14 protein-coding genes are annotated in these 12,643 nt (G+C 71.9%); 7 read left to right on the top strand and 7 right to left on the bottom strand.

Features of this window, described 5'->3' with window-relative positions; translation table 11 throughout:
• Positions 1-56 precede the first annotated feature (56 nt).
• Positions 57-665: a PAS domain-containing protein gene (locus ASF58_RS09740; RefSeq protein ID WP_055950939.1), complete on the bottom strand. Its 609-nt coding sequence runs from the start codon at positions 663-665 to the stop codon at positions 57-59.
• A gap of 381 nt (positions 666-1,046) precedes the next feature.
• On the opposite strand from ASF58_RS09740, the gene ASF58_RS09745 reads away from it, so the two are divergent.
• Positions 1,047-1,862 (top strand): rhomboid family intramembrane serine protease, encoded by an 816-nt coding sequence (locus ASF58_RS09745; protein ID WP_055950941.1) that lies wholly within the window; start codon positions 1,047-1,049, stop codon positions 1,860-1,862.
• Between the two features lie 185 nt (positions 1,863-2,047).
• Positions 2,048-2,479 carry a CBS domain-containing protein gene (locus ASF58_RS09750; protein WP_055950943.1) on the top strand — a complete coding sequence of 144 codons (432 nt, stop codon included), beginning with the start codon at positions 2,048-2,050 and terminating at the stop codon, positions 2,477-2,479.
• Between the two features lie 19 nt (positions 2,480-2,498).
• Here ASF58_RS09750 and ASF58_RS09755 read toward each other — a convergent pair whose 3' ends face one another.
• The 3 genes from ASF58_RS09755 to folE are packed head-to-tail and all read right to left on the bottom strand — an operon-like array spanning position 2,499 to position 4,980.
• The gene (locus tag ASF58_RS09755; protein ID WP_244477247.1) at positions 2,499-3,623 is read right to left on the bottom strand and encodes a patatin-like phospholipase family protein; all 1,125 of its coding nucleotides are present in this window, start codon (positions 3,621-3,623) and stop codon (positions 2,499-2,501) included.
• A gap of 60 nt (positions 3,624-3,683) precedes the next feature.
• The gene (gene hisI / locus ASF58_RS09760; protein WP_055950944.1) at positions 3,684-4,100 is read right to left on the bottom strand and encodes a phosphoribosyl-AMP cyclohydrolase; all 417 of its coding nucleotides are present in this window, start codon (positions 4,098-4,100) and stop codon (positions 3,684-3,686) included.
• Between the two features lie 28 nt (positions 4,101-4,128).
• Positions 4,129-4,980 (bottom strand): GTP cyclohydrolase I FolE, encoded by an 852-nt coding sequence (gene folE, locus ASF58_RS09765; RefSeq protein ID WP_055950946.1) that lies wholly within the window; start codon positions 4,978-4,980, stop codon positions 4,129-4,131.
• A gap of 304 nt (positions 4,981-5,284) precedes the next feature.
• Between folE and ASF58_RS09770 the strand changes: the two genes are divergently transcribed.
• Positions 5,285-5,728, top strand: a complete 444-nt coding sequence (locus ASF58_RS09770) for an iron-sulfur cluster assembly scaffold protein (protein ID WP_055950948.1) — start codon at positions 5,285-5,287, stop codon at positions 5,726-5,728.
• A 4-nt stretch (positions 5,729-5,732) separates the two neighbouring features.
• Positions 5,733-6,137: a membrane protein insertion efficiency factor YidD gene (gene yidD / locus ASF58_RS09775; RefSeq protein WP_082512971.1), complete on the top strand. Its 405-nt coding sequence runs from the start codon at positions 5,733-5,735 to the stop codon at positions 6,135-6,137.
• Here yidD and ASF58_RS09780 read toward each other — a convergent pair.
• Positions 6,118-7,509 (bottom strand): 2-hydroxycarboxylate transporter family protein, encoded by a 1,392-nt coding sequence (locus ASF58_RS09780; protein WP_082512959.1) that lies wholly within the window; start codon positions 7,507-7,509, stop codon positions 6,118-6,120. The two genes, yidD and ASF58_RS09780, sit on opposite strands and share 20 nt — an antisense overlap.
• A gap of 384 nt (positions 7,510-7,893) precedes the next feature.
• On the opposite strand from ASF58_RS09780, the gene thrS reads away from it, so the two are divergent.
• A complete protein-coding gene (gene thrS / locus ASF58_RS09785; RefSeq protein ID WP_055950950.1) occupies positions 7,894-9,921 on the top strand; it encodes a threonine--tRNA ligase in 2,028 nt (675 codons plus the stop codon).
• A 109-nt stretch (positions 9,922-10,030) separates the two neighbouring features.
• Here the strand turns inward: thrS and ASF58_RS09790 are convergent, their stop codons facing one another.
• Positions 10,031-10,972, bottom strand: coding sequence for a hypothetical protein (locus ASF58_RS09790; RefSeq protein ID WP_055950952.1), 942 nt, complete (start codon positions 10,970-10,972; stop codon positions 10,031-10,033).
• A gap of 190 nt (positions 10,973-11,162) precedes the next feature.
• Between ASF58_RS09790 and ASF58_RS09795 the strand changes: the two genes are divergently transcribed.
• A complete protein-coding gene (locus ASF58_RS09795; RefSeq protein ID WP_055950954.1) occupies positions 11,163-11,726 on the top strand; it encodes a nitroreductase in 564 nt (187 codons plus the stop codon).
• 10 nt (positions 11,727-11,736) lie between these two features.
• Positions 11,737-12,348: a flavin reductase family protein gene (locus ASF58_RS09800; RefSeq protein WP_055950956.1), complete on the top strand. Its 612-nt coding sequence runs from the start codon at positions 11,737-11,739 to the stop codon at positions 12,346-12,348.
• 76 nt (positions 12,349-12,424) lie between these two features.
• On the opposite strand, the gene ASF58_RS09805 is transcribed toward ASF58_RS09800, so the two are convergent.
• Entirely contained in the window at positions 12,425-12,622 is a 198-nt protein-coding gene (locus ASF58_RS09805) for a hypothetical protein (protein WP_055950958.1), read from the bottom strand.
• Between the last annotated feature and the right edge of the window lie 21 nt (positions 12,623-12,643).

Here is a 12,643-nt window from a genome sequence, read left to right on the forward strand (position 1 = left end):
TTCGAGGCTTCACTGCCGGTCAGGCTAACAGCCGCTGGTTACGAAAGCTTTTCCCGTCAGGCGCGGCCGCCGGGATGGACCAGGAGGTGGCCGCGGCGGAGCGGCGCACTGTCGTTGGCGGGCTCGGGCAGGTTCTGCAGGGTCGCCCGGGCATCCCGGTAGGCCGGGGCGGTCTCGTGGCCGAGGATGCGCAGGGAGGTGGTCCGCATCTGGGTCAGGGGACGCAGGCCGAGCCAGTGCGGCACGCAGGTCGGGCTCAGGGCGCCGAGGATGCGGGTCTGCGTCTCGCCGTGGTGGCGCAGGGGCAGCAGCAGGAGTTCGAGGTCGATGGTCTCGTCGCGCTCCGTCAGGCCCTGCAGGCCCGCCACGGCCCCGACGGTGTCGACGGCCACGGCCTCGATCAGGAGCCACGGATCGGCGTCGGGCCGTCCCCAGAGGCCGGCGAAGTCCCGTCCCTTCAGCTCGCGCCCGAACAGGGCGCAGACATGGGTCCCGGCCAGGCGGACCGTGGCCGCCCCGCGCGCCATGTCGACCTCGAGGATCAGGCTGTCGGCCAGCAGGTTCCGGATCTCGCCGGGCTCGATCTCGCTGCGTTCCGGCGCGGCGCGGGAATTCCGCAACCGATCCCAGTAGGCGTGGAGCAGGCGGCTGGTCGGATGCTTCATGGGAGTCCCACAATGGCACGGTCCGGCGACGGACCTTCTCGAATCGGGCGCTTTCGGGACGGTTCTGGGCCGCTCCCGAAGTCTGTGCCAGGCTCGGCGCAGAGCTTATGCCGACCACCCTCGCGGCGCCCCCTTAACCCTTCATCAAGGTTAATGCGCCGCACGGGTTGTCCACCGGCAAGTTCGGTCAACCGGCAAGTTTGCGCGCGCGCCGTGCCGGCGGATTGTCCCAGACGGCGCGGCCCGTTCCCGCGCCGCGGGGCTTGTTTCGCGTGCCGCGGCCTTGTTTCGCGCGCCGCAGGCTTCTTTCGCGTGCGGCAGGGCTTGTTTCCCATGCGGCAGGGCTTGCGGCCCCGCCTGCGGCCCCGACATGGTGGCCGCATGGATGCCAGCCCCGACCTGCCGCCGCAGAACCGCGTTCCGATCTTCAACATGCCGGGCGTGGTCACCGCGTCGATCGGCGTGCTCGTGGGCATCCACGCCCTGCGCGAATTCGTCCTGCCGGACACCTGGGACATCGCGGCCCTGATCGACCTCGCCCTGATTCCGGGGCGCTGGAGCGTGGCCATCGATCCGGCCCGGGCGGAGGCGTTGCTGCGGAGCGCCACGGTCCTGGCGGGCGACCCCGACGTCGTCGAGGCCCGGCAGGCCTTCGCCCGGTACGTGGTGGCCGACCCCGCCGCGATGCCCTGGACCTTCGCCACCTACGCGCTGCTGCACGGCTCGTGGATGCACGTGATCTTCAACACCGTCTGGCTCGCCGCCTTCGGCTCGCCGGTGGCCCGCCGCTACGGCGCCTGGCGCTACGGCCTGATCGCCCTCGTGGGCACCGTGGCGGGCGGCATCCTCCACGTCCTCCTCGATCCCCTGAGCACCGCCCCCCTGATCGGGGCCTCGGCCGGCGTCTCGGCCCTGATGGCGGCGGCGGCCCGCTTCGTGTTCCAGCCGCCCCCCGTCTATGCCGGCGCGCCCCCCTGGCAGCGCCCGGCCTCGCCCCCGCTCCAGACCATCCCGGAGCTGATGCGCAACCGCACCGCGGTGGTGTTCCTGGCGATCTGGCTGGTGACGAACTTCCTGTTCGGCGTCATCGCCCTGCCGCTGGGGGCCGAGGCGACCTCGGTGGCCTGGGACGCCCATCTGGGCGGCTTCATCGCGGGCTTCTTCCTGCTGCCGCTGCTCGACCGGGCCCGACGCTGACGGCGGGCTCGGTCGGCCACCCCGGATAATGCATTATCCTGCGATATTCGCGGACGGATCCTGCGGGATCTTGCCATATGCAGCCGCACGCCACACAATCGCCATAGACCGAGCCGGGCACCCTGCCGTTCTGGCCAAGCCCGGCCGCCCCGTCCCCGGGGTGAGTTGAGGGAAAGGACACGTCTATGACCGTTGCTCGCATCCTCGCCGAGAAGGGCCGCTCCGTCGTCACGGTGGAGCCCCAGCGCACCCTCGACGAGGCCATCCACCTCCTGGCCGAGAAGCGCATCGGCGCCGTCGTCGTCAGCGATGCGGACGGGGCGGTGCGCGGCATCCTCTCCGAGCGCGACATCATGCGGGCGCTCGCCGCCAAGGGCGCCAACGCCCTCGACGCCCTGGTCTCCGAGCACATGACCGCCGAGGTCACCACCTGCACCCGCGCCTGCAGCATCGAGGAGGTCATGCACCTCATGACCGAGGGCCGCTTCCGCCACGTGCCCGTGCTCGAGGATGGCCGGCTGGCCGGCCTCATCTCCATCGGCGACGTGGTCAAGCGCCGGATCGAGGCCGTCGAGGCCGAGCATCGGGCCATGCGCGACTACATCACCATGGCGTGAGGCGGGGATCGGGCCCGGATCAGGTCCGGGCGGCGGCCGCCGCCACGAGGCCGCGGATCTGCGGCAGGGCGGCGCGCGCCGCCTCGCGGCCGAGGGCGATCCCCTCGGCCGCCCGGTGAAACTCGAACAGGCCCATCCCGGCCAGGCGCGGCACGACGGCGATGTCGGGCGGGTCGCCGGCCAGGCGCGCCCGCGAGATCCGGTCCTGCGTGATGTTGAAGGCGTCGAGCATCACCCGCGCCATGCCGGGGGTGGCGAGGCCGTTGGCCGGCGCGGGCTCGCGATCAGACATGCGATCGGACTCGGCGTGGCGCGGGCCCGGCCGGCGCAGGATCCAGCGCCGGGGCCGGCGGGGGGCGGGCAGCACCGCCTCGGCCGTGACCCGCGCGGGCGCCGCCTCCCGCACGCCGGGGCGCGGGTCGCCGTTGAGATTGACGCAGATCACAAGGTCGGCCCCCAGGGCCCGGGCGATCGTCACCGGCACCGGGTTGACCAGGGTCCCGTCCAGGAGGAGCCGGCCGCCGCAGCGCACCGGCGGGAAGATGCCCGGCAGGGCATAGGAGGCGCGCAGGGCCTCCACGAGGCTGCCCCGGGTGAGCCAGACCTCCTCGCCGCTGTCGAGGTCGGTGGCGACGCTGGCGAAGCGGATCGGCAGGCCCTCGATCCGGCGGTCGGCGAGGTCGCGCTCCAGGCGCCGCTTCAGGCGGTCGCCCGCGATCAGGCCGGAGCGGAGCCGCAGGTCGAGGAGCCCCATCACGCTGCGCCGGGTCAGCGACAGGGCGAAGGCCTTGAGCAGGCCGAGCTGGCCCGCCGCGTAGCAGCCGCCCACCACCGCGCCGATGGAGCAGCCCGCCACCACGGCCGGGTGGAGGCCGGCCTCCTCGAGCACCTCGATCACCCCGATCTGCGACCAGCCCCGGGCCGAGCCGCCGCCGAGGGCGAGGCCGATGCGCGGGCCGGGGACGGGGGGCGCCGCCACGGGCTCGACGGCCCCGGCGGGGAAGCGCGCGCGCGTGGGGGCGGCCTGGCGGATGTCCGCCTGGGCGGGACGCACCGGGGACAGGCCGTCCCACATCAGCGGCACCGGGTTGAGGGAGAGGGGGCCGACAGAGACCGGGCGCAAGACCACGGAATGCAGGAACACGGAACGCGGGGCTCGCGGCAGGGTTGGCCCCGCCCCGGACGGACGGACCGCGCGCCGGGATCAGGCATCGGCGGGCCGCAGGGTCGCGTGGCCGGTCGCCGGATCGTGATCGACGCGGCGATAGAAGCAGGCGCGCCGGCCGGTGTGGCAGCAGCCGCCGTCGCCACCGACCGCGACGCGGATCAGCACCGCGTCCTGGTCGCAATCGACCCGCATCTCGACCACGCGCTGGATCTGCCCGCTGGTGGCGCCCTTGTGCCAGAGCTCGCCGCGGGAGCGGGACCAGTACCAGGCCTCGCCGGTCTCCAGGGTGCGGGCCAGGGATTCGGCGTTCATGTGGGCGAGCATGAGCACCTGCCCGTCGGCGGCGTCGACGGCGATGCAGGAGACGAGGCCGTTCGCGTCGAAGCGAGGCGTGAAGACGGCCCCCTCCTCGACCTCGGCCCGGCTGCCCGGCTCCGGGAAGGCGCCGGTCATGGGGAGAGAGACGTCATCGCGGCCCGGCTCAGGACTTGTTGCGCACGAGGGTGAGGAAGCGGACCTGCTCGTTGGCGTCGTTGCGGAAGGCGCCGCGGAACTGGGTGGTGATGGTGGAGACGCCGGCCTTCTGAACCCCGCGCATGGCCATGCAGAGGTGCTCGGCCTCGACCATCACGGCGATGCCGCGGGGCTTGAGGATGCTCTCGATCACGTCGGCGATCTGCGCCGTCATGGTCTCCTGGGTCTGGAGGCGGCGGGCGAAGGTGTCGACCACGCGGGCGAGCTTCGACAGGCCGACCACGCCCTTGGTCGGGTAGTAGGCGATGTGGGCCAGCCCCATGAAGGGCACCATGTGGTGCTCGCAATGGGAGTAGAACGGGATGTCGCGCACCAGCACGATGTCCGAGTAGCCCTCGACCTCCTCGAAGACCCGCTCGAGGAGCGCGTCGGCATCCTGGCCGTAGCCGCCGAAGATCTGGCCGTAGGCCTTGACCACCCGGGCCGGGGTGTCGCGCAGGCCTTCGCGGTTCGGGTCGTCGCCGGCCCAGCGCAGGAGCGTGCGCACGGCGGCCTCGGCCTCCTCGCGGCTCGGGCGGCCGGTGGCGATGGCGTCCGGCACCCGCTGGGCGGACGCGGGCAGGGGCGCGATCTCGGGGGCGCTCTCGGGCGTGGGCGCAGGCACGGAGGTCGCCCCGTCGGGGGCGCGCGCGTTGTCGTTGCGCATGGCGCTGAGGGCGCCGTTCTGGCGTGTCGGTTCCATCCCGGATTCCTCCGTCTCGGTCAGGCGGTAGGAGAGGGACTTGAGCGCGGCATCCATGGCATCTTCCGCCCGGGCGATCCGGGTCGTCATCGGGTGGCTGTCAGGCTTTGCGTACATCGTCGAACCATGGGGCCGTCGGGTGAGGACGGCCGATGCCCGGACGGTGCCGTCTGCCGTGGCGCAACCCTGGCCGTGGGCGCGACCCGGGTCGACGAGCCGCCTCCTCGCGAAACGGTGCGTGGGGGCCTATATCGTCGTTATCGCGCCGTCGCGCAATGCAGGCCGCGCGGATCAGATCTCCGGGATCGAAAGCCGGCTTCGTGCCCGGCCCTCCCGGTGGAACGGCAAATGGTCCCGGCGGAACGGCAAGTGGCGCCGACGGAACCGCAAGTGGACGGAACGGCAAGGGGATCGGAATTCCATGCTCGACGACATCTACAACCGTCGCATCCTCGAACTGGCCGCCGACATCCCACGCCTGGGACGCCTGGCGACCCCAGATGCCAGTGCCACCGCGCATTCGAAGCTCTGCGGCTCCACCGTCACGGTGGACCTCGCGGTGCGGGACGGCACGGTCACGGATTTCGCCCACGAGGTGAAGGCCTGCGCCCTCGGCCAGGCCTCGTCCTCGCTGATGGCCCGCCACGTGGTCGGCACCAGCGCCGGGGAGCTGCGCGAGGTCCGCGCCGCCATGCGGCGGATGCTCAAGGAGGGCGGCCCGGCGCCCACGGGCGCCTGGGCGGACCTCGCGGTCCTGGAGCCGGTGCGCGACTTCAAGGCCCGGCACGCCTCGACGCTCCTGACCTTCGACGCGGTGGTGGACGCCCTCGACCGGATCGAGGCCGGGGCGGTGGCGGCCGCGTAGCGTGCTGCTCCGCCGCGTCGCCCACGGGGCGATCCGCACCTATCAGCTCACCCTGTCGAGCCTGGTCGGCCGCCAGTGCCGGCACTGGCCCTCGTGCTCGCACTACACGGACGCGGCGATCCAGCGATACGGGCTCTGGGCGGGCGGCTGGATCGGCGTCGCCCGCATCTGCCGCTGCGGCCCCTTCGGCACCCACGGCATCGACCTGGTGCCGGACGCCCTGCCGGCGCGGGCCGCCTGGTTCACCCCCTGGCGCTACGGCCGCTGGCGGGGCGTGAACGCGCCGCCCTCGCCCTTCTCCGAGGAATCCTTCTCCGGGGAGCCCTTCTCCGGGGAGCCCTTCTCCACTGTGCCCTGCACCTGCGACGCCCGAGGGGAGGGGGCGGCGCCTAGACCGGCGCCGCCGTGATCCACTTCAGGAACACCAGCGTCCCCGTCACCGTGAGGGCGCCGCCGATCCGGGTGGCGATCTGGGCGAAGGGCATCAGCGCCATCCGGTTGGCGGCGGTGAGGATCGCCACGTCGCCGGTGCCGCCCTGGCCGCTGTGGCAGGCGTTCACGATGGCGGTCTCGATCGGGTACATGCCGAGCCGGCGCCCGACGCCGTAGCCCGTCGCCATCAGGGTGACGACGGTGGCCACGATGGTGATCAGGTTCGGCAGCGTGAAGGCCGCCACCAGCTTGTCCCAGGGCGTGAGCGAGACGCCGATGGCGAAGAGCAGCGGGTAGGTCATGCCCACCTGCACGAACTTGTAGACGATGAAGCCGCCGGCCTGGAGCCGGGGCGAGACCGCGCTGGCGAGCTTGGCCAGCACCGCCAGGAACAGCATCGCCACGGGGGCGGGCAGGCCGGTGAGGTGGTGGCACATCACGCCCAGCAGGTAGAGCGTCACCGCCGTGAGGCCGGCCGCCGCCACCGTGGCGGCGTCGATCGGTCCGGTCTCCACGGGCGCGGTCGCCTCCATGTCGTTCTCGGTGTCGGGCTGCAGGCGGCCCTCGCCGGTGAGGTGCGGTTTGCGCTTGCCCACCGCGTTGAGGGTGCCGGCCAGGATGATCGCCGTGAGGCTGCCGAGCATCACGGGCGGCAGCACCTGGGCGAAGACGTCGCCCTGCGGGATCCCCAGGATGTTGCCGTAGCCGATGGAGAGCGGGATCGCGCCCTCGCCGACGCCGCCGGCCATGATCGGCACCACGATGAAGAAGAAGGTGTGGTGCGCCCCGAGCCCCAGCAGGGTACCCACCAGGGTGCCGACGCAGCCCGCCGCCAGGGAGCCGAGGCCGAGGGGGACGAAGATCTTGAGGAAGCCCTTGATCAGCACCGCCCGGTCCATGCCCAGGATGCTGCCGACAATGATCGCCGCGATGTAGAGGTAGAGGAAGTTGGTGAACTTGGTGAAATCCGTGATCGCCTTGACGATCGGCCCCGGGATCAGCGCGTAGTAGACCAGCGCCGAGGGGATGAAGGTGGCGAAGATCGCCCCCGCCCCGATCTGGCGCAGGACGGGCAGGCGCTTGCCGATCTCCGCGCAGGTGAAGCCGCCCAGCACCAGGACGGCGATCATCGTCGGCGCGTCGGCCTTGATCTCGCCCTCCGCGGTCAGCACCCAGAGCAGCGCCGCCAGGATCAGGTAGACCGGCAGCGGGATGATGCCGATCTGGATGTCGACGAGACGCCACCAGCCCTGCGGCCAGAATCGTGTTCCGGTCTGGACCCCCGGCAGGTGGGCCGTCGTGGTGATCGCGACGCCCTCGGGGTGCGCCGTCGGTACGCGGCTCGGCATGAACGTGTCTCCCGGCGAAAGCCCTGTCTGCCCCGGGGGGCCGGCTCTCGTCTGATTTTCTGGATCTCGTTGCTGGTCTCGACCGTGTGGAACGGAAGGCCATCCGTCAGCAGAAGTCGGGGCAGGCCGTCTTTGTCAATTGATCGGCCCGTACGCGGCCGCAATGGTGATTGAGGATCACTGGCGATTGTCAGTGACCCGGGACGGGACCGGCGGCCCCGGGGCCGGGAGCGGATGCGCGGAATCCGCGTTCCTTCGCGCTGCGAATGGGTCTAAACGGCCCGGCGCGGCGCCGCATCGCGGCCGCTCCGATCAACGACCCGCCCGACCCGCCCCCGCTTACCTGCCGCGTACGCAGGAGTGAGCCTCCAAGGAGCCCCGGCCATGCCGATCCTGACCTTCCCCGACGGCAACACCCGCAGCTACGACGCCGCGATCACCGGCCGTGCGGTCGTCGAGGGCATCGCCAAGTCCCTGGCCAAGCGCACCGTCGCCATGGCCCTCGACGGCACCGTGCGCGACCTCGACGACCTCGTCGAGCGGGATGCCCGCATCGAGTTCCTCGACCGCACCGATCCGCGCAGCCTCGAGTTGATCCGGCACGACTGCGCCCACGTGCTGGCGGAGGCGGTGCAGGCCCTGTGGCCGGGGACGCAGGTCACCATCGGCCCGGTGATCGAGAACGGGTTCTACTACGACTTCGCCCGGGACGAGCCCTTCACCCCGGAGGACTTCCCGAAGATCGAGGCGAAGATGCGCGAGCTCATCGCCCGCGACGCCCCCTTCACCAAGGAGGTCTGGAAGCGGGACGACATCCGGGCACTCTTCGCCGAGAAGGGCGAAGCCTACAAGGTCGAGCTCGTGGACGCGATCCCGCCCGGCGAGGACCTCAAGGTCTACCGCCAGGGCGACTGGTTCGACCTCTGCCGCGGTCCGCACATGACCTCCACCGGCAAGGTCGGCACCGCCTTCAAGCTGATGAAGGTGGCGGGCGCCTACTGGCGCGGCGATTCCAACAACCCGATGCTGACCCGCATCTACGGCACCGCCTGGGCCTCCAAGGAGGACATCGACGCCTACCTGCACCGCCTGGAGGAGGCCGAGCGCCGCGACCACCGGCGCCTCGGCCGGGAGATGGACCTGTTCCACTTCCAGGAGGAGGGACCGGGCGTCGTGTTCTGGCACGCCAAGGGCTGGACCGTGTTCCAAGAGCTGATCGCCTACATGCGCCGGCGCCTGCGCGGCGACTACCAGGAGGTCAACGCCCCCCAGATCCTCGACAAGGCCCTGTGGGAGACCTCCGGCCACTGGGGCTGGTACCGCGAGAACATGTTCGCGGCCCAGAGCGCCGGCGACGAGGCCGAGGACAAGCGCTGGTTCGCGCTGAAGCCCATGAACTGCCCCGGCCACGTGATGATCTTCAAGCACGGCCTGAAATCCTACCGCGACCTGCCCCTGCGCATGGCCGAGTTCGGCGTGGTCCACCGCTACGAGCCCTCGGGCGCCATGCACGGCCTGATGCGGGTGCGCGGCTTCACCCAGGACGACGCCCACATCTTCTGCACCGAGGACCAGCTCGCCGACGAGTGCCTGAAGATCAACGACCTGATCCTCTCCACCTACGCCGATTTCGGCTTCGGCGAGATCGTGGTGAAGCTCTCGACCCGCCCCGAGAAGCGGGTCGGCTCCGACGCGCTCTGGGACCACGCCGAGGACGTCATGACCCGGGTGCTCGCCCAGATCGAGGAGCAGTCCGGCGGCCGGATCAAGACCGCGATCAACCCGGGGGAGGGCGCCTTCTACGGGCCGAAGTTCGAGTACGTGCTGCGCGACGCCATCGGGCGCGACTGGCAGTGCGGCACGACCCAGGTCGACTTCAACCTGCCGGAGCGCTTCGGCGCGTTCTACGTCGATGCCGAGAGCGGCAAGAAGCCCCCGGTGATGATCCACCGCGCCATCTGCGGCTCCCTGGAGCGCTTCACCGGCATCCTGATCGAGCACTTCGCCGGGCATTTCCCGCTCTGGCTCGCGCCCGTGCAGGTGGTGGTCGCCACCATCACGGGCGATGCCGACCCCTATGCCCGCGCGGTGGTCGCCGCCGCGACCCGCCTCGGCCTGCGGGTGGAGTCCGACCTGCGCAACGAGAAGATCAACTACAAGGTCCGGGAGCACTCCCTCGCCAAGGTGCCGGTGATCCTCGTGGTCGGCCGCAAGGAGGGCGAGGAGCGCACGGTCTCGATCCGGCGGCTCGGCAGCCAGCAGACCCGCACCGGCGGCCTCGACGAGACCCTGGCGGCCCTGGTGGCGGAGGCGACCGCGCCGGACCGCATCCGGGCGGATTCGGTGGTCGAGACCGTGCCGAGCGCCGACGTCGTCCTCGACGGCCGGCACGGCGAAGCGCCGACGCCGTGAGGCGCCGCGTCCCGCCCCGGAGACGGGGCGGGGCTCACTGTGCCTTCGCTGTCTCGGCTATGGCTGACCCGGCCCTGGCTGATCCGGCCTCGGATCACCCGGTCTCCGCTCACCCGGCCTTGGCGATGACCTCGACGTCGCGGTTGAGGCCGCTCTCGACCTTGAACTCGCGGGTGTAGACCTGCCCGTCGTGCCGGGCGATCAGGACGTAGTCGCCCTCCGCCAGGGTCACCTGCGGGAAGGCCCCGATGGCCTCGCGGATGGTGTCGCCGCCCGGCGTCAGCACGCTGAAGGCGGTGCCGGCGAAGGCCTCCGCGCCTTCCGCGGCGACCAGCTTCAGGGTCAGGGTGGCGGCGCGGTGGTTCAGGGTGGCGTCCGTGACCTTGCCGTTCTCCACCTTGAGGTCCGCGCGCTGGATCGCGTTCGAGCCGCCATAGGTCGAGACCACGTGGTAGGTGCCCTCGGGCAGGCGCAGGAGCTCGCCCGCCTTGACGCCGCTGCGCACGAGGCGCCCCTCGGAGTTCGTCCCGATCGGCACGAAGACCGAGAAGGCGAGCTGGTCGGGACTGAGCTTCACGTCGCCGATGGCGCCCGAGAGCTTGAGCGCCCCGGCGCTCACCTTGAGCTGCTCGGCGGCCGGCTGGCCCGCCATGACGACGCGGCGCGAGGCGCTGGCGAAGCCGTAGGTCACGGTCGCCACGTAAGCGCCCGGCGCCAGGGTGAAGCTCGGGTCGGCCGCCTCGGAGCGGGCCACGATGGCGGGCTTCGTGCCGTCGGTGCGATCCTCGTAGATGCGCCAGGCGAGGCCGGAGCGCAGGGGCTTGTCGCCGCCCGCGAACACCGCCGACAGGGTCAGGGCCGCGCTCGCCACGCTGGGCAGCGGCGGCACCGAGGGGTCCGACATCGACGGCGCGGACAGGGAGGGCGAGGGGAGGTTGGGCCCGATCCGGTTGTGGAAGGCGTTGCCGTCCTGCGCCGCGGCGGTTCCGGGGTGACCGCCGAGGAGAAGGGCGCAGCCCAGCCAGACCGATCCGTACCCTGCCCGCGCCATCCCGCACCTCCCCATCCTGACCGGGGCGTCCCGCCGGCGTTGCCAATCCGCCGCCGGCGCGCCATGTCACGGGCGGCCGCCGCGCCCGGTGCCCGCCCTCTGGAACCGGACCATGGCGGCGGCAAGGCCGTGCCGTCCCCGAGGACCGGTCGGCCCCGCCTCTCTCGCCCGATCCTGCTCCAGGGATGCCATGAACGCCACCCTCGATCTCCTGCGCACCCGCCGCTCGGTCCCGCCCCTCCGCCTGGACGGGCCGGGCCCGGACGCGGCCGAACTCGACGCGCTCCTGACCATCGCCGCGCGCGTGCCGGACCACGGCAAGCTGGCGCCCTGGCGCTTCCTGGTGATCGCGGGGGACGCCCGCACCCGCATCGGCGACGCCATCGCGGCGGCCTATGCCGCCGATCACCCGGAGGCCGACGCCGCCCGCCGCGACCTGGAGCGCAACCGCCTCGCCCTGGCGCCCCTGGTGGTGGCGGTGGTGTCGCGGGCGGGCCCGCACATCAAGATCCCCGAATGGGAGCAGGTGCTCTCGGCCGGCGCGGTGGCGATGAACCTCGTGGTGGCAGCCAACGCCGCGGGCTACGCCACCGCCTGGCTCACCGAGTGGTTTGCCTACGATTCGCGCATCCTCGACGTCCTCGGCCTCGAGCCCGGCGAGCGCCTCGCGGGCTTCATCCATATCGGGCGCGCCCAGGAGGTGCCGCCCGACCGGCCCCGCCCGGCGCTCGCCGACATCGTCACCCGGCTCTGAGGGGCACCCCATGCATTACGACGCCGAGACCAAGGGCCTGCCCCACAACCCGCTGAAAGCCCTGGTGGCCCCGCGCCCGATCGGCTGGATCAGCGCGATGGGCCGCGACGGCGCGGTGAACCTCGCGCCCTATTCCTACTTCAACGCCGTGGCGGCGGGCCCCGACATGGTCATGTTCTCCTCGTCCGGGCGCAAGGACGCGATGACCTTCGCGGAGGAGGGGGGCGAGTTCGTCTGCAACATCGCCACCTACGACCTGCGCGAGGCGGTGAACGCGACCTCGGCGCCCCTGCCCCGCGGGGAGAGCGAGTTCGCCTATGCGGGCCTGACCCCGGCGCCATCGCGAAAAGTGCGGCCGCCCCGGGTGGCCGAATCGCCGGCCGCGCTCGAGTGCAAGTGGCTGCAGACCGTGCCGCTCACCCCGCTGGACGGCAGCGACGCCTCGCACTTCCTGGTGATCGGGCAGGTGGTCTCGATCTACATCGACGACCGCTTCATCCGCGACGGCCTCGTCGATACCGGCGCCATGCGGCCGATCCTGCGCGGCGGCTACTTCGACTACTTCACCGCCGAATCCGACACCCGGTTCGAGCTGCGCCGCCCGGCGGGCGGGGGCGGCTAGCGTTCGTCAGGGACAAGGGGGAACCGGTTGTCCCGAAACGACGACCGTCGTGACAGGAATCGAGGGTCTGTCTGGCTCAAGATGAGCCTGACAGACCCTGGGCGCCCCGGCGCCGCCGCCCCGGGCGCTCCGCGATGGCGATGCCCCCGATGACGAGGGCGAGGGCCAGGGCGTCGTGCCAGCGGAAGGGCTCGCCCACCAGCAGGATGGCGAGGCCGGCCGATTCCCTCTGCGGGTGAACACCGTTATGCCGGGCGGAACACGGCGGCGACACGACCGCGGACCAGGGGAGGGC

It is taken from the genome of Methylobacterium sp. Leaf125, assembly GCF_001423085.1.
Classification (GTDB): Bacteria; Pseudomonadota; Alphaproteobacteria; order Rhizobiales; family Beijerinckiaceae; genus Methylobacterium.